At 67.8% G+C, this 23,449-nt stretch carries 16 protein-coding genes and 1 tRNA gene; 3 read left to right on the top strand and 14 right to left on the bottom strand.

Annotated features, from left to right (window positions below; translation table 11 throughout):
- Window positions 1–84: 84 nt before the first annotated feature.
- The 5 genes from ABD848_RS11960 to ABD848_RS11940 all read right to left on the bottom strand — a co-directional run bounded on the left by ABD848_RS11960 (window position 85) and on the right by ABD848_RS11940 (window position 5,159).
- Window positions 85–876, bottom strand: coding sequence for an ABC transporter ATP-binding protein (locus ABD848_RS11960; RefSeq protein WP_344970997.1), 792 nt, complete (start codon window positions 874–876; stop codon window positions 85–87).
- On the bottom strand, window positions 873–1,865 hold the full coding sequence (locus tag ABD848_RS11955; RefSeq protein WP_344970994.1) for an ABC transporter ATP-binding protein: 993 nt from the start codon (window positions 1,863–1,865) through the stop codon (window positions 873–875). Before ABD848_RS11955 ends, ABD848_RS11960 begins: the two co-directional genes overlap by 4 nt.
- Window positions 1,855–2,838 carry a branched-chain amino acid ABC transporter permease gene (locus ABD848_RS11950; protein ID WP_344970991.1) on the bottom strand — a complete coding sequence of 328 codons (984 nt, stop codon included), beginning with the start codon at window positions 2,836–2,838 and terminating at the stop codon, window positions 1,855–1,857. Before ABD848_RS11950 ends, ABD848_RS11955 begins: the two co-directional genes overlap by 11 nt.
- Window positions 2,839–2,847: 9 nt before the next feature.
- Window positions 2,848–4,233 (bottom strand): branched-chain amino acid ABC transporter permease, encoded by a 1,386-nt coding sequence (locus ABD848_RS11945; RefSeq protein ID WP_344970988.1) that lies wholly within the window; start codon window positions 4,231–4,233, stop codon window positions 2,848–2,850.
- Window positions 4,234–4,592: 359 nt separating this feature from the next.
- Window positions 4,593–5,159: an ANTAR domain-containing response regulator gene (locus ABD848_RS11940; protein ID WP_344971163.1), complete on the bottom strand. Its 567-nt coding sequence runs from the start codon at window positions 5,157–5,159 to the stop codon at window positions 4,593–4,595.
- Between the two features lie 165 nt (window positions 5,160–5,324).
- Here ABD848_RS11940 and ABD848_RS11935 point away from each other — a divergent pair.
- Window positions 5,325–5,399: transfer RNA gene (locus ABD848_RS11935), tRNA-Leu, on the top strand.
- Window positions 5,400–5,759: 360 nt separating this feature from the next.
- Complete coding sequence (locus ABD848_RS11930) at window positions 5,760–6,701, top strand: DUF1266 domain-containing protein (protein ID WP_344970986.1); 942 nt, start codon at window positions 5,760–5,762, stop codon at window positions 6,699–6,701.
- A gap of 245 nt (window positions 6,702–6,946) precedes the next feature.
- Here the strand turns inward: ABD848_RS11930 and pyk are convergent, their stop codons facing one another.
- The 5 genes from pyk to gltB all read right to left on the bottom strand — a co-directional run bounded on the left by pyk (window position 6,947) and on the right by gltB (window position 16,277).
- Complete coding sequence (gene pyk, locus ABD848_RS11925) at window positions 6,947–8,377, bottom strand: pyruvate kinase (protein WP_344970984.1); 1,431 nt, start codon at window positions 8,375–8,377, stop codon at window positions 6,947–6,949.
- Window positions 8,378–8,670: 293 nt separating this feature from the next.
- Complete coding sequence (locus ABD848_RS11920) at window positions 8,671–9,570, bottom strand: prenyltransferase (RefSeq protein ID WP_344970981.1); 900 nt, start codon at window positions 9,568–9,570, stop codon at window positions 8,671–8,673.
- Between the two features lie 132 nt (window positions 9,571–9,702).
- Window positions 9,703–10,092: a DUF2784 domain-containing protein gene (locus tag ABD848_RS11915; RefSeq protein WP_344970979.1), complete on the bottom strand. Its 390-nt coding sequence runs from the start codon at window positions 10,090–10,092 to the stop codon at window positions 9,703–9,705.
- A gap of 130 nt (window positions 10,093–10,222) precedes the next feature.
- The gene (locus ABD848_RS11910) at window positions 10,223–11,677 is read right to left on the bottom strand and encodes a glutamate synthase subunit beta (protein ID WP_344970977.1); all 1,455 of its coding nucleotides are present in this window, start codon (window positions 11,675–11,677) and stop codon (window positions 10,223–10,225) included.
- 37 nt (window positions 11,678–11,714) lie between these two features.
- The gene (gene gltB / locus ABD848_RS11905; protein WP_344970975.1) at window positions 11,715–16,277 is read right to left on the bottom strand and encodes a glutamate synthase large subunit; all 4,563 of its coding nucleotides are present in this window, start codon (window positions 16,275–16,277) and stop codon (window positions 11,715–11,717) included.
- A gap of 823 nt (window positions 16,278–17,100) precedes the next feature.
- Between gltB and ABD848_RS11900 the strand changes: the two genes are divergently transcribed.
- The gene (locus ABD848_RS11900) at window positions 17,101–18,714 is read left to right on the top strand and encodes a bis-aminopropyl spermidine synthase family protein (protein WP_344970973.1); all 1,614 of its coding nucleotides are present in this window, start codon (window positions 17,101–17,103) and stop codon (window positions 18,712–18,714) included.
- A gap of 165 nt (window positions 18,715–18,879) precedes the next feature.
- Here the strand turns inward: ABD848_RS11900 and ABD848_RS11895 are convergent, their stop codons facing one another.
- The 4 genes from ABD848_RS11895 to ABD848_RS11880 form a co-directional block, all read right to left on the bottom strand.
- Entirely contained in the window at window positions 18,880–19,776 is an 897-nt protein-coding gene (locus ABD848_RS11895) for a hypothetical protein (RefSeq protein WP_344970971.1), read from the bottom strand.
- 183 nt (window positions 19,777–19,959) lie between these two features.
- Window positions 19,960–21,180 (bottom strand): hypothetical protein, encoded by a 1,221-nt coding sequence (locus tag ABD848_RS11890; protein WP_344970968.1) that lies wholly within the window; start codon window positions 21,178–21,180, stop codon window positions 19,960–19,962.
- Between the two features lie 64 nt (window positions 21,181–21,244).
- Window positions 21,245–22,291 carry a prolipoprotein diacylglyceryl transferase gene (lgt, locus tag ABD848_RS11885; protein WP_344970966.1) on the bottom strand — a complete coding sequence of 349 codons (1,047 nt, stop codon included), beginning with the start codon at window positions 22,289–22,291 and terminating at the stop codon, window positions 21,245–21,247.
- A gap of 9 nt (window positions 22,292–22,300) precedes the next feature.
- On the bottom strand, window positions 22,301–23,314 hold the full coding sequence (locus ABD848_RS11880; RefSeq protein WP_344970964.1) for a DsbA family protein: 1,014 nt from the start codon (window positions 23,312–23,314) through the stop codon (window positions 22,301–22,303).
- Between the last annotated feature and the right edge of the window lie 135 nt (window positions 23,315–23,449).

Genomic DNA, 23,449 nt, shown 5'->3' with positions numbered 1-23,449 from the left:
ACCGAAACGGTGCGGGCCCCTTTAGTGCCCGGTGGGTGTGCGGACTCCGGAGGCGCCCGCACACCCACCGCCCGTGCGACGGGCCTAGGAGGCTTGAGCGAGCGTGCCCAGGTACAGCTCGATCACCTCAGGGTCGTGCAGCAATTGGGCGCCGGTCCCGGTGTGGGCGTCGACCCCCTGGTCGAGCACGTAGCCACGGTCACAGATCTGGAGGCAGCGCCGGGCGTTTTGCTCCACCATGACCACCGAGACGCCGGTGGCGTTGATCTGACGCACGCGCTGAAACACCTCGTCCTGGTAGATCGGGGACAGGCCGGCGGTGGGCTCGTCGAGCAGCAGCACCGAAGGTTCCATCATCAGGGCTCGCCCCATGGCGACCATCTGGCGCTCGCCGCCGGAGAGCGCCCCCGCCTTCTGCCCGCGGCGCTCGGCCAGTAGCGGGAAGAGGTGGGCCACGGCGGTGAAGCGGCTGCGAAACGTCTTGGGGCGCAGGTAGACGCCCATCTGTAGGTTCTCTTCCACCGTGAGGGTGGGGAAGACGTTGTTGCTTTGGGGCACATAGCCCACACCGCGTGAGACCAGTTCGTGGGCGGTGCGGTTGACGATGCTGTGCCCGTTCAGGGTGATGGAGCCGCTGCGCACCGGGATCAGTCCGAAAACCGTCTTGATCAGGGTGGATTTGCCGGCGCCGTTGGGGCCGATGACACCGACGACCTCACCTTGGGCCAGCGTGAGGTTGCACCCGTTGAGGATGTTGACTTCCGGGACGTAGCCGGCGACCACATCGGTGGCGGTGAGCAGGAGGTCGCCGGGCTGGTTGGGCGCGGCCGGCTCGGACGGCGCCCCCTCGTGACTCTTGGGAGAGTGCTCGCTCAACGGTCCTCCTCCCCGGCGGCTCCGGCGTCGCCGTCGCTGCCCGGCTCGTCGTGATGGGCGCCCAGATAGGCGTCGATCACGCTGCGGTTGGAGCGGATGTCTTCCGGCCGCCCCTCGGCGATGGTGCGCCCTTCGGCCAGTACCACGATCCAGTCGCTGATGCCCATGATGACGTCCATGTCGTGTTCGACGAAGAGTACGGTCACTCCCTCGTCGCGCAGGCGGGTGATGTGGTCCAGCAGCGATTCCACCAGTGCCGGGTTCACGCCGGCCATCGGCTCGTCGAGCATGATCATGGCGGGGCGGGTCATCAGGGCGCGGGCCATCTCCAACAGCTTGCGTTGGCCGCCGGAGAGGCTGCCGGCCATCTCGTCGCGCATGGGCAGGAGGTTGAAGCGCTCTAGCAGCTCTTCTGCGCGCGCGATGTTGGCCTGCTCCTGGCTACGCCAGCCCAGGCGCGCCAGGGCGTTCCAGGCGCGGCTGAGCGGCTGTGAGGCCCCACCGGCCGCATCCGGGGCGCCGGTTTCGACGGTGGTGCGGGCGGCGCGGCTGCCCCACCGCAGGAAGGCGCCCCAGAGCCGCTCGCCTCGCTGGTTTGGTGCCGCCAACAGCATGTTCTCCATCACCGTCAGCCGCGTCAGCGCCTTGGTGAGCTGGAAGGTGCGGACCATGCCCCGGCGGGCCACCTGGTGTCCGCTCATGCCGCTGACCCGGCGACCGTTGAAGGACCACGTACCCGTCCCGAGACGGTCAAAGCCGGTGAGCAGGTTGAACAACGTGGATTTGCCGGCGCCGTTGGGGCCGATCAGGGCGGTGATCGTGCCCCGCTGCACCTCCAGGTGCGCCACGTCGACGGCGGTGAGCCCGCCGAAGGAGCGCCGGATTCCGGTGGCGGTGAGGATGGGGGCGGGTTTGGCCACACCGGGCTGGGCCGCCACGCCGGCCATGAGGTCGGCCGCGGCCGGCGAGCTCGTCGTCTCACTTGACATTGACCAGCATCTCCTTGCGATTTCCGACGATTCCCTGGGGCCGGGCCACGATCAGCAGCACGAGCACGAGGCCCACCACCGCGTGGCGCAATCCCCCGATGTCAGCGCTTTGGAGGAAGGGGAGCAGGCCCTCGCCGGCCATGGAGCGCAACAGCTCGTCGAACACGGTGAGTAGGAACCACATGGTCATCGCGCCGATTACCGGCCCTAGGGTTCGTCCCGCCCCGCCCAGCAGCAGGATCGCCCACAGGTAGAAGGAAACCTGGGGCATGAACTGGTCGGGCACGATGGTCTGCTGGTGCAGCGCGATCATGGCACCGGCGAGGGCTCCGAACACTCCGCCCAAGATCAGGCTCTGGATCTTGTAGACGAAGACGTTCTTGCCGAGGCTGCGCACGGCGTCCTCCTCCTCGCGGATGCCCTTGATCACCCGGCCCCACGGGCTGTGGATCAGCAGCCACATCACGGCCGAGGCCAGCGCCACCAGCCCCCACGCCCACAGCATCAGCCACAGTTCGTCGCCGGCGAACGACAGTTCCCCCAGCTCGTATCGGCCGGAGAGCGGGTTGGCGGCGTAGAAGCCATCGGCGAAGTCCTGCAAACCGTAGACGCCGCCGGTGATGTCGCGCGCGAACGGTGCCCGGTAGACCAACCGGGCGACCTCGGCCACTGCGATCGTGGAGATCGCCAGGTAGTCCGAGCGCAGCCGCAGCGTGGGCACGCCCAGCAGCAGGGCCATCACGATGGCGCAGCCGATGCTGGCGAGGAAACCGACCCACAGCGGCTGGCCGAAGGTCGTCACGCTGACCGCCATACCGTAGCCGCCCACCAGCATGAAGCCGACCTGGCCGAAGTTGAGCAACCCGGTATAGCCGAAGTGCATGTTGAGGCCGATGGCCGCCAACGCATAGACCGCCGCGATCGGTCCGATGGCCGACTCGACGGCCGTGGACAGGATGAAGATGATGTCCATCGTCGCCTCCTAGCCGACCCGCTCACGGCGGCCGAAAATGCCTTGTGGCCGCAACAGCAACACCAGGATCATGATCGCCAGAGCCCAGACGTTCATGAGTTGCGGCGGGAACCACAACGTCGACAACTGGGCCACGAGGCCGATGACGAGCCCGCCGGCCATGGCGCCGTAAGCGGTGCCCAAACCTCCCAGAATGACCGCGGCGAACATCAGCAGCAGCAGGTGGAAGCCCATTTGCCAGTGCACGATCTGGTTCAGGCCGGCGAAGACGCCGCCTAGCGCTGCGAGCGCGCCGCCCAGCGTCCACACGTACAGCGTGACTCGTTCGACGTCGATGCCGGAGGACTCGGCGAGGTCCCGATTGTCGGAGACGGCGCGCATGGCCTTGCCGATGCGGGTGAATTGCAGCATCAGCCCCACGCCGACCAGCACGAGGATGGCGAGCAGCACCAGGGTGAGATCGCGGGGGGTGATGGCGAGCGCCCCCAAGGTGAGGGAGTCTTGGAGCTCGTACTCGTCGTAGGTCTGGCGATCGGCGCCGAAGATGACGAGGAACAGATGGCGCAGCAGCAGGGACAGGCCGATGGAGACGATGAACATCTGGATCAGGGCGACGTTGCGCCGGCGCAAGGGACGCCAGATGAAGCGGTCAAGTCCGGCGCCGAGGCCCGCTCCCAGCACCACAGCCACCACGGTCGCCGCCACCAACGGGATCGAGTCGAAGATACCGATGGTGCTGAACAGCAGCGCCATCATGGCGCCGAAGGTGACCATCTCACCGTTGGCGAAGTTGATCATCCGGGTGGTGCCGAAGATGAGCGACAGGCCGACCGAGGAAATGGCGATGATCAGCCCGTAGATAACACCTTCGAGGGCGAGTTGGAGGAACGTGGTGCCGAACGACGTTTGGGCCCCGCCCTGAGATCCCGCGGCGGTGTCGGGATCGTCGGACTCGCTGCCGGTGGCGGTTGGGGAGCCGGCTGCGGTGGTGGGCGCTGTAGCGCTGTCGCTGGGAGACTGGTTCTGCTGTCCGGCTTCGACTAAGCGAAAGATCGCGAGCTGCTCCTCGCCGGGGTCCACGGGTAAGCCCGTCAGCTCGTGCCCCGGCGGATCAGCGACGGCGAACTCCTCGGGCACGGACCCTTGGTCCAGCACGACGCGGTACTCCCCCGGGCCGGGGAGGGCCACTTCCCATTTGCCTTCAGCGTCGGTGGTCGCCGCGCCGATCTCCGCGTCTTCCCGATAGACCGTGAGTTCGATACCTTCAACGGCCTCGGGAATGCGGATCTCGCCGTGCAGCGTCTCACCACCTTGAGTGTCTGCCACTGCCACGGCCGAAGGCGCCAGGGTGCCGGCGAGAACGGCGAGCAGCACAGTCACGAGGCGTCTGCGCACACGTGCTCCTTGCGCAATTCCTTGTCGGATATAGATGGATTCCGGCAGGTTGCCGGTTTTGCCAGTAGGTGGCGAGAGTTTAGCCCGGTTTAGCGTGTTGATTCAGCATGGCTAAAGGCACGTGATCCAACCGTCACGGCTTTGTAGGCGTCCGTGATGCGAGATCGCGCCGTCGTGAGACTCCGCGGCCTGGTGCACGGGCGGCCAACGGCCGAACGCGGAACGTATTGCGCAAGGGTATGGAGGCACACGTGTGGGGGCTTGGCCACCTTGGTGGCCAAGCCCCCACACGCCCGGCTCAACGCTGGCCCCCTCAATCGCCGAGGGAACAGCCGACGGCCGGTCCGGGACTCACAGGGTCACTGTTGTTCGGTAAGGGTCTCGATGACGGTCTCGGCGACCTTGCGCATCGTCAGCCGGCGATCCATGGAGTTCTTCTGAATCCACCGGAACGCCTCAGGCTCGCTGAGCCCGTGGCGATTTTGGAGCAGTCCCTTGGCTCGTTCGACGAGCTTGCGGGTCTCCAGCCGTTCATTTAGCCCCGTGACCTCTGCCTCCAAGGCCGTCAACTCGGTGTAGCGGCTGACCGCCATCTCGACCGCAGGCACCAGATCGGACTTGTTGAACGGCTTGACGAGGTAGGCCATAGCCCCGGCATCGCGCGCCCGTTCCACCAACTCACGCTGGGAGAACGCCGTGAGGATCACAACGGGGGCGATGCGTTCGGCAGCGATGCGCTCAGCAGCGGAGATACCATCGAGCACGGGCATCTTGATGTCGAGGATGACGAGATCGGGCTTCAACTCCGTGGCGAGGCGGACCGCGGTCTCACCATCCCCAGCTTCTCCCACAACGGCATAACCGTCCTCCTCAAGCATCTCCTTGAGGTCCAGTCGGATCAGGGCCTCGTCTTCCGCGATCACCACGCGGCTCTGCGTCTGCGTCACGCACATGAGGGTACCGAGATCCGCTAGGATGAGAGGCATCGCCTTGGTTACGACCGCGTCGGCGAACGGCTGATATCGTGCGTTCAGCCGGTGCCGCAAGGCGTATCACGGTGAGCGGAGGTCTTAGGCGACCACCGTCTGCCAGCCCCGGTAGCCCAATAGGCAGCAGGCAATCGATTCAAACTCGATCCAGTGTGGGTTCGAGTCCCACCCGGGGTACCCAGCACAACCATCCACATCTCCCAGCCACCTTCGGGTGGCTTTTTTCATATCCACTGCGGCTGGTCTCTCGCCGAGACGCCCGCAGGCGGACGGCCCCACTGATCCCCCACCCCCGCCGATGACGGCGGGAGCCGCCCCCTTACCCTGACTGAATAATTCTCAATGGAATTCTTCGCCGCAATCCCACCGCCGGGATAGCCTGAGGCGGTCACATCCCGGATACAACCTGGGCACAACCCGCAGGTTCGGGCCCCACAGTGGCGCCGCATCATCGATCCTGAGAGACGAGGCAGTCCGTTGGATCGTGTCGGGCGGGACACCGCGTCCCCGCCGCGGCCCGCGTGAAGGGGGTGTGGGGTGTTCACCGCGGTGACCGGCGTCGTGGGCGGCCTAGCGATCGTCGCTTGGGCCGTGGTGGCCTGGGCCTCAAGACGTTGCCGCGCCTGGCTGATGGCGCCCCTGGCGGTACTCATCGTCGGCCTGGTCGTCTTCTCTCAGCCCGGCTGGGCGCTGTTGCCGATCGTGGCGCTGGGCACCGGCTCGTTTGCTGAACTGGTTGTTGGCGGGCGGGAGGCACCGACCCTCTACACCAAGGTGCCTGAGGCTCCACTGAGCACTGAGCGGTGGGCAGCCGCGGTCGCCGCCCCCTTCCGCGTCGCCTTAGCCGAACCGTGGGATGTGGTGGTACGCCCCCAACTGCGGCGGCGCTACCGCACGGTGTTCCGGCGGGAGTGGGGCATCGTGGACCGGGCGGGCTTGCTGGCCACCGTGGACCGGGTCTGGGAGGAGCTCCACGCCCAACCCAGCGCCGATCTCGTGGTGAATTTGCAGGCGGGCACCGCCCACAGCAGCGACAGCGCCGAGGGGCAGGCAGGCTCCACCGAGACGATCCAGCTGAGCAGCGATCAGGTCAGGCGGTTGCGAGAGATCACCGACGCCGACGAGGGATCGACGACGGTCGTCATCGCTGCCTACCAGTGGTGGAAGTCGGTGCACTTGATCAGGCTGGCCTGCGGCGGGGCCACGCTGGACTGGCTGAGTCCCGCCGAGACGCAGAACCTGCTGCGGCGGGTCGCCTCGGACCTACAGCGGCGCTACGCGAGCTGGCGCCAGTTGGCCGAGGCGTTCCACGGCGGCTATCTCCTGTGGCGCGAGGGCTCCGACGAGGGCGACCGGATCTGGACCGCGCTGGGGCTGCTCACGCGCGACCCGGCAAGCCCATGGAACCTGCTGCCCTGGGACATGCCACTGGAACGCAGCAGCCACGAATCCGGGATTTCCAGCGCGCAGCCGCGCTGACGCCGGTGTCGACTGTCGGCCTCCCGTGGCAGGCGTGGGAGGCACGCCTCGCGAACCGAGGAGAGACGGAACCCACCCGTGGCGGCGTCTCAGGCCATGAAAGCCCCACAAAGCCATAGCCAGCGCCACACGCGGCCAGAAACGGGGGGCGCACCACCGTTCACGCCCTATCGCGGCAGCGCCCGCCCCAGAGGCGGCCAACCCCAGGTGTGAAACCCGGGGTCTGTGCCGCCAGGGGTGTTTGATTAATGCAGGTGAGCGATGGCGTCACCGATGCGGTGCACCCGCAGGGAGTTGGTAGATCCGGGCGTGCCCGGCGGGCTGCCCGCGACGATGACGACCTTGTCTCCCTTTTGGTAGAGGTCCATGTCCAGGAGCTTGGTCTCAACCTGCCGGACCATCTCGTCAGTGTGGTCGACCCAGGGCACGCAATAGGTGTCGACGCCCCAGGTCAGCGCGAGCTGACACCGTGTGTCGCTTTGGGTGGTGAAGGCCATCAGCGGAACAGGGGAACGGTAGCGGGCGAGCCGGCGGGCGGTCTCTCCCGTCATGGTGAACGCGATCAGGGCCTTGGCCCCGACGGTGGCGCCCACCTCGGCAGCAGCGCGCGCGATGGAGCCGCCGGTGGTCTCGGGGATACGGTCAAGGATATGGGAGGCACGCAGCGACTCCTGCTCGGCCGCCGCCACGATCCGGGCCATGGTCTCGACGGTTTCGACGGGGTAGTCGCCAACACTGGTCTCACCGGAGAGCATCACCGCGTCAGTGCCGTCGAGGACGGCGTTGGCGACGTCGGAGGCCTCCGCCCGGGTGGGTCTAGGCGCGTTGATCATCGACTCCAACATTTGGGTGGCGACGATGACCGGCTTGGCCTTGTCGCGGCAACGCTCGATGGCGCGCTTTTGCACCATCGGAACGTTTTCCAGCGGCAGTTCGACACCCAGATCGCCCCGGGCGACCATGACGCCGTCAAAGACCTCGATGATGTCGTGGAGACGCTCGACGGCCTGAGGCTTCTCGATCTTTGCGATGAGGGGCACGCGCACGCCCACCTCATCCATGATCTTGTGAACGTCCTCGGCGTCGGCGGGGCTGCGTACGAACGACAGCGCCACGATGTCGACGCCTTGGTTCAAAGCCCACCGCAGATCTTCCTCGTCCTTGTCGGTCAAGGCGGGGACGCTGACAGCCACTCCGGGAAGGTTGAGCCCCTTGTGGTTGGAGACGGTACCCCCGATGAGCACCCGGGTGTGGACATCGGTGCTGGACGTCTTGACGCACTCCAGCACGACACGGCCATCGTCGATGAGAACGCGGTCACCGGGACGGACGTCGCCTGGCAGGCCCTTGTAGGTCGTGGACACCCGGTGCCGATCACCGGCGACGTCGTCGACGGTGACGGTGAACTCATCCCCAGGGTGCAGTTCGACGGGTCCGTCGGCGAACCTGCCCAACCGGATCTTGGGTCCCTGGAGATCAGCGAGGATGCCCACGGCGCGGCCTGAGGCTTTAGCTGCCGCGCGCACGTTCTCATAACTGGCTCGGTGATCTTCGTGCGTACCGTGGCTGAGATTGAGTCGCGCTACGTCTAGCCCAGCGTCGACGAGCTCGCGGATACGTTCCTGGCTCGACGTCGCCGGACCGAGGGTCGCGACGATTTTTGCTCGACGTGTCACGCTACATACTTTAGAGCTTTTTGGCTGTGGACTGGTCTAAACCAGGTTGCGAGTAAGCGTCAGCGAGCCGGCTAGTCAGCGAAAACCTCGATGGCACTCTTAGTGAAGGATGGGAGAGCGCCGGGGCGACGGCTGGTGAAGAGCGGGTTGGGTCCGGGTGAACAAGTCCAGACCTCCTGGTCCAGCCTGCGCAGCGGCATCCGTAACGCCAGGGCGCAGGCTGGACCAGGAGGCGCGGATGCGAGCGCACACCACGTCGTCCTCGCTCGGGGCCGACGTGGGCAGCCTGCGACCTACACCGCCCGTGGATCGCCGAGATTTTCGGAGATGCGGCCGTAGGCGCGCAACGTGAGCAGCCGCTGTAGGGTGACGGCGCCCCGCCATTCCGGTGTCGCGGCCGGGCACCAGGTGTCCCAGGTGAAGTGCCAGCCACCGTCGGTGTCCTGGGATGTGAGCAGCGCGTCAAGGTGGGCGCCGATCTCGGCGTCGGTGAAAAGCTGACGCGCGATGTGGCCGGGGTGGACAGCGATGTCGAGGGGGGTGTGGACGTGCCCGCTGGCGTACGGGTCGAGTTCGATGACGGCGCGGATTCTGGGCGCCAGACGGGCGAACTCGGCTTTGGCGCGAGGGCGGTTGGGTGCGTGCTGCAAAAACGTGCACACCGCGATGGCCTCTTCGGGGTCGGTCCAGCGCAGGCCACGGATGTGGGTCCAGGAGAACGCGGTGGCGCGGTCACGCCAGGAGTGGCTGACGTGGTGCTTGTGCAGCAGGCCAGCGATCGCGGCGGTGGGGGCGAGGGTGCCGCTGAAGTCCGCATGGTCGCGCCACCATGGGGCCGCCTCGGTGTGGCGGACAGTGGGCAGCACAGGAGGCACGCCGCCGTTGGAGCGGGTGACGCTGGTGAGGTAGGTGCCGGCCTCGGTGGCGAGTTCCCGTGGCAAGGGGCCGAGTTCGTCGAGGACACGTAAGGCGAACTCGACGGCCCGAGGCTGGCTGCCGTGCCCACGTAAGTCGGGCTCCAGGCCGTTGCCGTAGCCACCGTCGACGTTGCGGTAGGCGTCGAGCACCGTGCGCACTGGTTCGGCCGGACCGTTGTGGAAGTGAAACGCGAACCGGTGGCGGTCGAGCAGTCGGGCGTTTCGACTGACGAAGTGTTCTGCCGCGTGCAAGATATCCGAGGTCACAGTGGTCATATGGGAAACCTACGCTGACCGCGGATTACTCAAACATACCTGGACAGCGCCACTTTGAGGCATGTTTTCGCAGCTCATCACCTCATCTGCGGAGGAGTCGGGCATGCGGGACCGGCGAATCCCAACGGTTTCTTAACGGTGCAGGACGGATCTTTCGCGGCGCGAGCGTGAGTTGACAAGACGCAGTACCACGCCACCCCAGGAGACGGCGACCACGACCCCGACGAGCACTTGGACGAGGAGAAGGTGCTGCTCGGGATAGATGACGCCGGTGAGGTAGTGGTCGATGAAGCCTCCCGGGTGCAGCCCGGCCTCGCCGGCGCGCATCCGCGCCCAGTTCTCGACGTAGGTGAGGGGACAAGTCCAGCCGATGACGACGATGCCCAACCCGTAGGCGGCACACGCCAGGTGGGGCCAGAACGCCCGGGGCCACTTCCAAGCGAGGAAGCCGCCGAGGAGCACATAGACCAGGAACGAGAAGTGCGCTACGGCGGCGGCATCGGCAAGGACCCGGTACCCCATATTTCGACTGTACCGGCCCGGTTTGCGCATCGGCCGCGCCTCGTGCTGTGCCGCGAGAGGACTGGCGAAAATACCGGGGGAGTCCTGGTGCCCGCCCCCGTCGCGGGGCGGGCACCGCTACCGTGACCGGTTAGGTCAGGGGACGTTCGGTGGGCGGGATGATCGCGGGCAGGTTGCTGTCGCCGCTGAGGAAGCGGTCGACGCCGGCGGCGGCGGAGCGCCCCTCAGCGATGGCCCAGACGATGAGCGACTGGCCACGCCCCATGTCGCCGGCGCAGAAGACGCCGTCGACGGTGGTGGCGTAGTCGCTGTCGCGGACGACGTTGCCGCGCCCGTCGAGTTCGACGCCGAGCTGCTCGATCATGCCTTCGCGCTGGGGCCCCACGAACCCCATGGCCAGCAGGACCAGATCGGCGGGGATCTCGCGCTCGGTACCTTCGATGGGCTCAAAGCCCTTGTCGGTGCGCTTGACTTCGACCAGCTTCAGGGCCCGCACCCGCCCCTGCTCGTCTCCGAGGAACTCGGCGGTGTTGACGGAGTAGACGCGCTCACCGCCCTCCTCGTGGGCGGTGGAGACGCGGTAGAGCATGGGGTAGGTCGGCCATGGCTGGCCGGCGGGGCGCTCCTTGGGAGGCTTGGGCATGATCTCCAACTGGGTGACCGAGGCCGCTCCCTGGCGGTGGGAGGTCCCAAGGCAGTCGGCGCCGGTGTCGCCGCCGCCGATGATGACGACGTGCTTGCCCTCGGCGGTGACGGGCGGCTGGGTGTAGTCGCCCTCCTGCACCCGGTTGGCCAGGGGCAGAAACTCCATGGCCTGGTAGATGCCCGACAGTTCGCGGCCGGTGGCCGGCAGATCGCGTGAGGCGGTCGCGCCTCCCGCGAGCAGCACGGCGTCGTGCTCGGTGCGCAACTGTTCCACCGTGATGTCCACCCCGATGTTGACCCCGGGACGGAACTGGGTGCCTTCGGCGCGCATCTGTTCGAGGCGGCGGTCAAGATGGCGCTTTTCCATCTTGAACTCGGGGATGCCGTAGCGCAGCAGCCCGCCGATACGGTCGGCGCGCTCGTAGACGGTCACGTCGTGGCCGGCGCGGGTGAGCTGCTGGGCCGCGGCCAGCCCCGCCGGGCCGGAGCCGACGACAGCCACGCTCTTGCCGCTGCGGGTTTCGGGCGGCTGCGGGCGGACCCACCCCTCCTCCCACGCGCGGTCAATGATGCTGACCTCGATGTTCTTGATGGTCACCGCGGGCTGGTTGATGCCGAGCACACACGCCGATTCGCACGGGGCCGGGCACAGCCGGCCGGTGAACTCGGGGAAGTTGTTGGTGGCGTGCAGCCGTTCGATGGCCTCGCCCCAGTCGTGGCGGTAGACGAGGTCGTTCCACTCGGGGATGAGATTGCCCAGGGGGCAGCCGTTGTGGCAGAACGGGATGCCGCAGTCCATGCAGCGCGCGGCTTGCTTTTCGACCTTGCTGTGGTCAAAGTCCTCGTAGACCTCGCGCCAGTCCTGGATTCGGATGTCCACCGGGCGGCGCTGGGGCAGCTCGCGCTCGGTGATGTTGAGGAACCCCTTCGGGTCGGCCATTGTTGGATCTCCCTCCTTTCGTTACCCGATGAGCCGATCAGGACTGCGCAGCGGCCATGATGGCCTCGTTGACGTCTTTGCCCTCGCGCTCGGCTTCGGCGCGGGCGTTGAGGACCCGCTTGAAGTCGCGCGGCATGACCTTGCCGAAACGCTCGATCGCGACGTCGATGTCGGCGAGCAACTGCTGGGCGCGCGTGGAGCCGGTCTCGGCGACGTGGCGGCGGAGCACGTCCTCCAAAAACTCCCGGTCGGTGTCGTCGAGCGGGTCGAGGTCGACCATCTCGTGGTTGACGCGACCGGGGTCCAAGTCGAGGACGTAGGCGATGCCGCCCGACATGCCCGCGGCGAAGTTGCGGCCCGTGGAGCCCAAGATGACGGCGCGACCGCCGGTCATGTACTCACAGCCGTGGTCGCCGACCCCTTCGACGACGGCCAACGCCCCGGAGTTACGCACGCAGAACCGCTCTCCCACGACTCCGCGCAGGAAGACCTCGCCGCCGGTGGCGCCGTAGGCGATGACGTTGCCGGCGATGATGTGCTCCTCGGCGGGGAAGGGAGCCTGCTCCTCAGGCCGGACGATGATGCGCCCCCCGGAGAGGCCCTTGCCGACGTAGTCGTTGGCGTCCCCCACGAGGCGCAGCGTGACCCCGGTGGGCACGAAGGCGCCGAAGGACTGCCCGGCCGATCCGGTGAAGGTGATGTCGATGGTGTTGTCGGCCAGGCCGGCGGCCCCGTAGCGCTTGGTCACCTCGTGGCCGAGCATGGTGCCGACCGTACGGTTGACGTTGCGGACGGGCAGGTCCAGCTTGAGGGGCTCGGCGTACTCCAACGCGCCCTCGGAGAGCTGGATGAGGGTGTTGTCGAGCGCCTTCTCCAGACCGTGGTCTTGGCCTCGCACCTGGCGGCGGTGGTCACCGTCCCAGGGCTGCACCTCGTGCAGCACCGGGGTGAGGTCCATGCCGTTGGCCTTCCAATGGTCGACGGCCTGGGTGGTGTCGAGCATCTCCACGGCGCCGATAGCCTCGTCCAGGCTGCGGAAGCCCAGCGCGGCGAGGTACTCGCGCACCTCCTCGGCGACGAATTCGAAGAAGTTGACCACGAAATCGGCCTTGCCCGTGTAGCGCTGGCGCAGCTCAGGGTTTTGCGTGGCCACACCGACGGGGCAGGTGTCGAGGTGGCACACCCGCATCATGATGCAGCCCGAGACCACCAGCGGGGCGGTGGCGAACCCGAACTCCTCGGCGCCCAGCAGCGCGGCGACGATGACGTCGCGGCCGGTCTTGAGCTGACCGTCGGTTTGCACGACGATCCGGTCGCGCAGCCCGTTGCGTAGCAGGGTCTGCTGCGTCTCGGCCAGCCCCAGTTCCCAGGGGGTGCCGGCGTGCTTGAGCGAGGTCAGCGGCGAGGCGCCGGTGCCGCCGTCGTGTCCGGAGATGAGGACGACGTCGGCGTGGGCCTTGGAGACCCCGGCCGCGACCGTGCCCACACCGGCCTCCGAGACCAGCTTGACGTGGATTCGCGCCTCAGGGTTGGCGTTTTTGAGGTCGTGGATGAGCTGGGCGAGGTCTTCGATGGAGTAGATGTCGTGGTGGGGCGGCGGCGAGATGAGGCCCACACCGGGCGTGGAGTGCCGGGTACCGGCGATCCAGGGGTAGACCTTGTGGCCGGGGAGCTGGCCGCCCTCACCGGGCTTTGCCCCCTGGGCCATCTTGATCTGGATGTCGTCGGAGTTGGTGAGGTAGTGCGAGGTCACCCCGAACCGCCCTGAGGCCACCTGCTTGATGGCGCTGCGGCGCAGGTCGCCGTTGGCGTCGGGGGTGAACCGCCGCTCGTCCTCACCGCCTTCACCGGTGTTGGACTTGCCGCCCAGCCGGTTCATGGCGATGGCCAGCGTCTCGTGGGCCTCCTCGGAGATGGAGCCATACGACATCGCGCCGGTGGAGAAGCGCTTGACGATCTCCGATACCGGCTCGACCTCCTCGATCGGAACGGGCTCGCGTACGCCTTCCTTGAGCTGGAACAGCCCGCGCAGCGTCATGAGGTTCTCGGCCTGGTGGTCGACCTTGGAGGTGTACTCCTTGAAGATCTCGTAGCGGCGCGTGCGGGTGGAGTGCTGGAGCTTGAAGACGGTCTCGGGGTTGAACAGGTGCGGTTCGCCCTCGCGGCGCCACTGGTACTCACCGCCCACCTCCAGCCGACGGTGATCGGCGGGGTTGGTGGCGTAGGCCCGGGCGTGCCGGATACGAACCTCTTCGGCGAGGACGTCGAAGCCCACGCCGCCCAAGCGCGAGGTGGTCCCGGTGAAGCAGCGGTCGATCACCTCCGGGCCAAGACCGAGCGCCTCGAAGATCTGCGCACCGGTGTAGGAGCTGACCGTGGACACGCCCATCTTGGACATGATCTTCAAGACCCCCTTACCGAAGGCCTTGATGGCGTTACGGGCCGCCTTGTCGGTGTCGACGCCCTCGATGATGCCGCGTGTGACCAGGTCGCGGACAGTGCTCAACGCAAGGTAGGGGTTGACCGCGGAGGCGCCGTAGCCCAGCAGCAGCGCCACGTGGTGGCATTCGCGGGCGTCGCCGGTCTCCACGACGAGGCCGACCTCGGTGCGGGTCTTCTCGCGCACCAGGTGGTGGTGGACCGCACCGGTCAGCAGCAGCGACGGGATGGGGGCGCGCTCGGCTGAGGCGCCACGGTCGCTGAGGACGATGATGTGGGCACCGTCGGCGATAGCGGCCGACACCTCGGCGCAGATCTCGTCGAGGCGCTGTGACAGGGCGAGGCCGCCCCCGGCGACCTGATAGGTGCCGGTCACGGTGTGAGCGCGAAACGCCGGGTTGCCGCCGGGTGCGCCGGCGGCGACGATGGCCGCCAGCTCGGCGTCGTCGAGCACCGGCGTGGACGCGACGATGCGCCGACAGTCCTCGGGGTCGGGAGAGAGCACGTTCTCCTCAGCGCCGAGCGCGGTGGCCAGGCTGGTGACGAGCTCTTCTCGGATGGCGTCCAGCGGCGGGTTGGTGACCTGCGCGAAGCCTTGCGAGAAGTAGTCGAAGAGCTGCCGAGACCGGTTGGACAGCGGCGCGACCGGGGTGTCGGTGCCCATGGAACCGATCGGCTCGGCGCCGGTACGCGCCATGGGGGTGAGGATGACGCGCAGCTCTTCCTCGGTGTAGCCGAAGACCTGCTGGTGGTGCACCAGATCGTCGGTGTGGGTGGGCTTGGCCGCGGGCAGGTCCTCAAGCTTGACCACCCCGCGCTCCAGCCACTCGGCGTAGGGGTGTTGGGCCGCAAGCTCGCTTTTGACCTCGTCGTCTTCGAGGATGCGCCCCTGGGCGGTGTCGACCACGAAGATACGGCCCGGCTGCAACCGGCCCTTACGCACGACCCGGGAGGGGTCGATGTCGAGAACGCCGACCTCACTGGCCATGACGACGAGACCGTCGTCGGTGACCCAGTAGCGGCCGGGACGCAGCCCGTTGCGGTCGAGGACCGCGCCGATGAGCGAACCGTCGGTGAAGGTGACCGAGGCCGGTCCGTCCCAGGGCTCCATGAGCATGGAGTGGAACTCGTAGAAGGCCCGCACCGCCGGGTCCATCTCGGCGTGGTTCTCCCACGGCTCGGGGATCATCATCAGCACGGCGTGGGGCAGCGAGCGTCCGCCGAGGTGCAGCAGCTCCAAAGCGGCGTCGAAGGAGTCGGTGTCGGAGGCATCGGGGTCGACGATCGGGAAAAGCCGCGACATGTCGCCGGGGATGAGGTCGCTGTCGAGCGTGGCCTCGCGGGCGCGCATCATGTTGCGGTTGCCCTTGACGGTGTTGATCTCACCGTTGTGGGCGATGAAGCGGAAGGGGTGGGCCAGCGGCCACGAGGGGAACGTGTTGGTGGAAAAGCGCGAGTGCACCAGCGCCAAACCGGTGGCGAACCGGCGGTCCGACAGGTCGGGGAAGAAGGGCTCCAACTGGGGAGTGGTGAGCATGCCCTTATAGGTGATGGTGCGGGGGGACAAGCTCGGGAAGTACACGCCAGCCTCGTGCTCGGCGCGCTTGCGCACGCAGTAGGTGTAGCGCTCCAACTCGATCCCGGAGAGTCCGGCGGTAGCGCTGCCGGCACGCCCGGAAACGAAGAGTTGCCCGAAGAACGGCATGACCTCCCGGGCGGCCGGGCCGCAGTAGCTCGGCTCAAACGGCAGGTCGCGCCAGCCGAGCAGGGTCAGCCCCTCCTCGTCGACGATGCGCTCGACCATGGCCATGGCCTTGGCGCGCTCGGTGGGGTCGGCGGGCAAAAAGCCGATACCTGCGGCGTAGCTGCCCGCTTCGGGCAGGTCAAAACCGCAGACCTCCCGGTAAAGCTGGTCGGGGATCTGCGTGAGGATTCCTGCGCCGTCGCCGTCCTCGGGGTCGGCACCGGCGGCGCCGCGGTGGTCGAGGTTGCGCAGTACGGTGAGTGCCTTCTCGACGATGTCGTGGCTGGGACGGCCAGCGAGGTCGGCGACGAACCCGACGCCACAGGCGTCATGCTCGTAGGAGCTGTCGTAAAGGCCCTCGGGAGTGGTCTTGGCGTTCGGTCCGTTGGCGAAACGCTGCACCTGACCAGCAGGCATCTACCCTCCTGTCGTCTTACGTCTGGGCTTTGCGAAAAGCGCATTCGGGACGACATTGGCCCTGCTGCGTTGGCGCGCGGTGGCCGTGGTCCCCGCAGTTGTGTCGCATCGGTGCGGCCTGTACTCGGGGTCACGTCCTCGTGAGTCCCGATCGTGCACCCGCCGACCGCGATACTCGCGGGCAACTTACGGTGCATGCCGGGCTGGGCACCGGGCTAACCCCAGGTCTAGACCTCTCTCCGCAACGTTGCGGCGATCCGTCTTGTTCCCGCCTTGGGAAAACAGTGACGAAAGCCCTTCGGCTGGCACCACCGCTGCCCACGGTCGGAAAATATGGGGTGGCATCCCCGCACCGCGCACCGCAAACCACCCGATAGGAGGAAAGCGGCAGCGAACAGTGTACGTCGAGACGTGACACCCCTCGAACTGAGGTTCGCCTAATTCGTATGAGTGTCTGGTTCCCGCCGGTCCACAAATGTGGCCACTGCTCGGCTTTACCCCGAACGGTGCTGCCACTCATACCCTTCCGGTAGGTATTCACACATCGTTTACATGACGATCTCACACCCCACGGGTGTGATCTACGTTGCCCGGCTTAGGTTCTGTTTCTCGGACGACTGGGGTGTGGGGGCTGTGAGGGTGTTCTTCGTCTGCTCGTGCCTCGATCGCTGCACGATCTCGCCAGCCTGGAGGCGACAGCGGAGACGCTCACCCGCGTGCACCCACCGCCGACCCTCACCGCCCCTGCCAAAAACAACAACCTAGCCGCCAACCGCCCCACACGGCCGGCCCACCCCCGGCGGGAGCCTACGCTTCGTAAGCGATGAACGATCTTCCCGCAGAGCTGTCGGCACACCTGAGCGAGCAAGGCGTTGACGCCTCCCGCAGCCGACTCGTGCTCAGCAGGCTCGCCGACGGCCGCTGGTGGAGCGCCCGCGAGCTTGTGCGCGCTACGGCTGTGGCCCACCGCGTGGTCAGTGCCGTCCTCGACGCGCTCGGCGACACTCTAGAGCACGAGGGCGAGCGTGTTCGGCTCCCCGGCCCCACCGCTGGCGAGGCGTTCACCCAACCGGAGGTGGCCGACCCCGTCGGGCACCTCTTGGCAGAGCACGCCGAAGCGGCCCGCGAACTGGAACGGCTCGTGGCCCAAGCGCCCCGGCCACGCGCCGACCTCGACCACGTCAGCGCCACCGCCGCTACCGCGCTGCGTCGCGCCGTGCTGTGCACGACCCGGTTCGCTCTCGAGGGGCGCCACGTGCTGTGCGTGGGAGACCACGACCTCACCTCGCTGGCGCTGCGGCTCGTGCAGCCCGAGTGCGAGGTGGCCGTGGTCGATATCGACGAGCGCATCCTCGACTACATCGCCGCCGCCGCGGACCGGCTCGACCTGCCGGTGCACTGCTACTTCGCCGACTTGCGCGCCAGCCTGCCCCGCGCGGTGCGCGGCCGGGCCGACCTGGTCTTCACCGATCCGCCCTACACGCCAGAAGGTGTGGAACTGTTCGTCCGACACGGCTTGGCCGGATTGGCCGACACCCGTCATAGCCGGATTCTCCTGGCCTATGGCGCCAGCGAGACGACACCGGCGCTGGCGGCCAAGACACAGGACCGCCTCGGCCGGATGCGGCTGACCTTCGAGGCGATATGGCCGGGATTCAACCGCTACCTCGGCGCCGAAGCGATCGGCGCCGCCAGTGACCTCTACCTGCTCCGCCCCACCTCACGCAGCCCCGTGGGACAGAGCGCCCCTCTCGAAACGGCCCGCATCTACAGCCAGGGGAGCAACGCGCGCGAATCCACCGGCGGGCTGGAGCCCGACGCGGCGACGGCCCTGCTGGAAGGGTCCGAGACGTGCGTGGCCGTGGGGCAATGGCCGGCCGCGGCACTCGGCCCCCACGTGGGGCACGTGCGCCTGGCGACGTGGCTGACCACCGAAAGCACGCAACAGGCGGGGACGGCGGTGGTCAACCTCGCCGGCGGTTGGGAAACGCTCGCGCTGCGCGCGATCTTGGCGGCCCAAAGCGAGCAGGTGCGCGTCGTGGTCGCCACGGCCAGCCCCGAAGGCGGCGACGAGGGCAGGCGGCGGCTCCCCGCGCTGCTGGCGCCACGCTGGAACATCAGCTTTTCGCGCCCCAAGCCCGACGCCGAGCACACCGTGATCACCGCCCGTCGCGCGTCCCAGCCCCCCGACGACGCGGCCGGTCAGTTGCTCGCGCACTGCCAGGAACGCGCCCACGGCTCGGTCGCCAGTGTGCTGCGCGAGGGAGTGACCCGCGTGGCCGCGGCGAGGCACACGCCGGTGAACAAACGCACGGCGCGCACCCTCGTCGCGCAGGCCGCCCCCTGGCTGAGCGGCCACACCCTCATCGACCTCCCAGAGCGCTACCTGGAACGTCTCCCCCAGGTCGCCGCGCACCTGGTCGCGGCGCTGGACTAGGTTGCGTTTTCGAACGGCTGGGGTGGGGCCGTGGGAGTGTTCTTCGGTCGCTGCACGATCTCGCCAGCCTGGAGGCGACGGCGGAGGCGCTCACCCGCGTGCACCCACCGCCGGCCCTCACCGCCCCTGCCAAAAACAACAACCTAGGCCGATCGCCTCCGCGGCTCAGGCGGCGGGAGCGGTGGAGGTCCCCTCGCCGGCGGTGTCGCCTCCCGTGATGCGCTCCTGCTCCAAGACCCGCCGATAGACCGGGAAGTCGAAGTTGGTCAGCGCGATCAACGGGGAAGTGAGGTTCTCCCGCTCCTCGGGAGACTGCGAATCGGTGGACTGTGTCCAGACCACGAGGAGGTAATGGCCGTAGGTGGTGGCCTCGGCCCGACTGAAGCCGACGCCGATACGGTCGAAGGGGGCGTCTTCAGTCGGGGGGACGATGAACCCGCCCTCGCCCGATCCGGACTCCTCGGGAGGCTGGAGCGCGCTGGCCACAGCCTTGGCCGCCTCGGTGTCGCGCAGTTTGAACAGAGCTGTCACGCCGATGTAGTCGTCGGAGGTGTAGCCGCCGCGCACGGCCTGGGTGCAGTCGGCTTCCCCCAGGGCTGTGAGCACGGCCTCGCCCCATACCGCCGTCGAGCAGTCCTCGGTGAGGTCGGAGGCGGCCAGGGTGAAGGTGATGCCCTGGCTTTCGATCTCCTCGCCGCCGCGATCGAAGACCTCTGTCTTACTCAGCAGCCGCTCGTCGCTCGCGCGCTCGCCGAGGACCTCGGTGGCTTCCCCCGAGTCGTAGACGGCATAGGCGGTCGGCATGGCGTCACCACCCGCGGCTGACGGGCCGAAGACGAACCGCAGCAGCACCACGACGACAAGGGCGATGACGGCCACACCGAGCGCGCCCAGGAGAATGGCCAGCGTTTTGTTACCACTCTTGGGCTTGGCCCTGCGGCGACGACGGCTGCCGCCGCGCCGGCGCGGCGGGGGCGCGACGAGTCCCTCGATGTCGTCGCCTTCGGGGGATCGCCTGCGTTTGCCGGCAGAGCCGGAAGCGGACGACTCAAGTGAAGACACCAGTACTCTCCACGGGTGAGGGGGAGTTACTCCCATGGGCCGGGATGCGGGGGAGCCACCAGAGTAGTGGACATGCGCCGATGCGGAATCCTAGAGTCTGGGTTCCCGAGTGGCAAAACACGCACCGGTGGCGGTCCCCGCCTCCGTATCCCTGGCGCGCCTGCCGCGGTGGGCTCACTGGGCTCACTCCTTGCCGGCGTCGCGAACCTGCTCGTAGACCGACACCGCCGCGTCCATGGTGACGACGTTGATGGTGGCGATGGAGTCACTGTCCTCGGGCTGGCCGCCATCGGCACGCGCCACCCAACACAGCGCCAGATAGTGGCCCATGACTTGGGCCGTGGCCTGGCTGTAGCCCTTGTGCAGGCCCTCGACTTCGCCGTTGAGCGGCAGCACGAACCCCGCTGAGGTCTCCGGGTCCAATTCCTCGGATACCGCGGTGGCGGCGTCGGCGTCAGCGAGATCGAACAGCGTGAACTGAGCGACATAGGTGCCCTCGGGGTCCTGGTAGACACCACGCGCCACGGAGGTGCACGCCCCCTCGGCCAGGGTCTGGGCCAACTGCTCGCCCCACACCACGGAGGTGCAGGTCTCGGTCACCGCGGAGTCTTGCAGTGTCAATTCGACGTCGTCCAGCGTCAGCGTGTCGGTGGAACCGAAGACCTGTTCCGAGGTGAGCGGCTCGGCGTCCTCAGCGCGTTCAGCGATGGGATCGAAGAGTTCCTGCTGCTCCTGAGCGTGGTACAGCTCGGGCAGCAGCGTGGTGTGGCCCTCGGGTGGGGTGACGATGGGAGTGGACTCCTGAGCCACCTGCTGAGGGCCGGCGAAGAGCTGGTACAGCAGCAGCCCCAGCAGTGTGACCAGCGCTACCCCGCAGACACCGATGAGGCTGCCGAGCACGTAGGTGCCGGTTTTGTTGCTGCTCTGCTCGGCCAGCGAGTACACGAAGTTGCTGGGCCGATCGCCAAGGACGGTAACCCGGCGCAGCGCGGAGGCGGAGAACTTGGCCACCGGGTCGAGCGGCGCAGCGGCGGCCGAGCGGGACGCCGCCTGTTCGGCGCCGCGCGAGCGGTCGCGCTTTTTCGCGGCCTTCCGGGCGGCGGCCTTCTTCTTGCCCGACGATTTGAGCCGTTTCACCGGCTCTTTCGCGGTGGATCGGGCAGGCTTGGCCGCGGCGCGGCGGCGCCGGGAGCGGCCGGTGTCACCGCGTTCCCCGTCGCTGCGGCGGGCATCGTCGCGGGCGGCGGAACGCCGCCGCTGCGGGGCCGGCTCCTCGGCGGGAGTCTCGGAGCGGTCGGATTCTCGGCGGCGGCGCGCGGCCGGGGCAGCGCTGCGTGAACTGCGCGATCGCCGCGGGCCGGACCGGCCCGCGGATTCGGAGGAGTCGTCGACGTGGGTACTCATGCGCTGTGGCGGGGCTCGGCCATCACCGTGCTCGGGTGCGCGAACCGCACTCGTTGCCCTCCCCTCACTCCTCCCGCTGGGGGCGCCCGGTGGTGTCGGCGCCGTTGGCGTTGGTCTGCGCCGAGGTCTCGGACTCGTGGTCGGACTCGGCGGTCATGGCAGCCGACTCGGTGCTGGGGTCGTCGGTGCCGGCGGCGACGTCGCCCTGCTGGGTGTGGCCGGTTGGCACCACCTGCGTGGAGAACCGGTCGAGGTTGCGCCCGGCCCACAGGAAGTAGGCGAGGGCGGCCAGGAACACCACCAGTGACGTCCAGTTGTTCAGCCGCAGGCCCAAGATCTCGTTGGCGGGGTCGACGCGCAGGTACTCGATCCAGAACCGGCCCACACAGTAACCCATGACGTAGAGGGCGAGCAGCCGTCCGCCCCGCATGTCGAACCGTTTCCCGGCCCAGGCCAGCAGCACCGCCAAGCCCACACACCACAGTGACTCGTAGAGGAACGTGGGGTGGTAGGTGAACTCGCCGGGTTCCATGCCGGGGCGCAGTATGCCGTTGGGGTAGGGCGAGACTTCCAGTGCCCAGGGTAGGTCGGTGGGCCGGCCGAAGAGTTCCTGGTTGAAGTAGTTGCCCCACCGGCCGATGGCCTGGGCCAGGGGCAGCGCCGGAGCGATCGCGAAGGACAACTGCGACATGGACAGCCCGCGGCGGCGCGCCACGAGCCATACGCCCAGCGCCCCCAGCGGGATGGCTCCCCAGATGCCCAGGCCGCCCTCCCAGATGAACAGCGCCTGAATGGGCTCCTTGTTGGGCGGCGTATCGGGGTCGAAGTAGATCTGGTAGTCGGAGATGACGTGGTAGAGCCGCCCCCCGATCAGCCCGAAGAGCACCGCGGGCACCGCGAGGTCGAGGATGGTGCCTTTCTCTCCGCCCAAGGCCACCCAGCGGCGGTCGCTCCAGTAGACGGCCACGACCACGCCGGCGAGGATGCACAGGGCGTAGAAGTGGATGGTGAGGGGGCCCAGCGAAATGGAGCTGATGTCAGGACTGGGGATAGCGGCGAGGGCGCGGCCGGTGCCGGCCGCGCCCGTCTCGGTGATCGACACTGTGGTCATTACCCTCGTCTATTCCTCGGCTGCGGGCGAGGCGTCCCCGCTGGGCTGTAGCGAGTCGTCCCCGGCCGCGGGCTGGGTGTCGACGCTTCCCGGCTCGGCCGACTGAACGGCCGAGGTCAGGACCTGCGGGTCGTAGAAGTTGCCGGTCTGCAACTGGCCGTTGATGTAGACCGCCGGCGTCCCGCTGAATGCGTTCTCCCCGGAAGAGTAGCGCTCATTGACCGCCCATGTGGCATCGAGAACCTCGTTGACGTAGGTGCCTTCGAGGAAGGAAAAGTCGATCCCCCGGTCAGCGCCCCACTCCATGAGTTCGGGGATGGTCATGGCGCCGAGCTCGTCTTGGGAGAGCTGGTCGCGGGCCTGCTGGTTGAGCTGAGGGAAGTAGTCCTCGACGAAGCGCTGCACGATCTCGTTCTCGGCGTCGACACGCTCGGCGAAGGCGGCGTCCTCGATACCGACTTCTTCGCCCCAGGTCTTGAGCTCGTCGGGGCTGTAGCCCTCCTGCCCCTCGGCGGGCTGGTGGTCGAAGAGTTTGTCGTTGTACTCGACGAACTTGCCGTAGTCGGCGGCGGCGCGGGCGACCGCGCCCGCGCGCAGCGAATTGACGGCGGTGGGGCCCTGCTGGGAGAAGAAGATGCTCACCGGCCGGTAGTGGACGATGGCCTCACCGTCGGCGGCGAGCTGCTTGAGGGTGTCGCCGTTTTCGGTCTCGAACCGACCACAGTGCGGGCACTGGTAGTCGGCGTAGACCTCGACCACGGGAGCCTGGGCGGACTCTTCTGCGAGGACGACGCTGCCGTCCTGTTGAAGCGTCTGCTGCGGCAGGGTTCCGCTCCACTGCTCGTCGTTGGAGGAGCCCTGCTGGAGGTTGATGACGGTGATACCAAGGCCGACGAACAGGATGACGGCGAGGCCCACAGCGCCAAGCACGAGAAGCATCTTGTTGCGGTTGGCCCGCTTCTGTTCCTTCAGCCGTTCTTGGCGAAGTCGCTCGCGAGCCTCGCGCCGCGACGCCTTACTCATTAGCCGATCACCATTCCTCGCTGGATCTACCACACAGATACGCCGGAGGCGGGTCTGTCGGCCCGCCGATCACCGCTTCACCGCCCACCCGCCCAGGGCTGGCCCCCACCGCTACCGCACGTAAGCCGCCCCGGT

The sequence above is a fragment of the Salinactinospora qingdaonensis genome (assembly GCF_039539445.1).
In the GTDB taxonomy this organism is placed as follows: domain Bacteria; phylum Actinomycetota; class Actinomycetes; order Streptosporangiales; family Streptosporangiaceae; genus Salinactinospora; species Salinactinospora qingdaonensis.
This window is presented reverse-complemented; position numbering and strand designations above follow the sequence as displayed.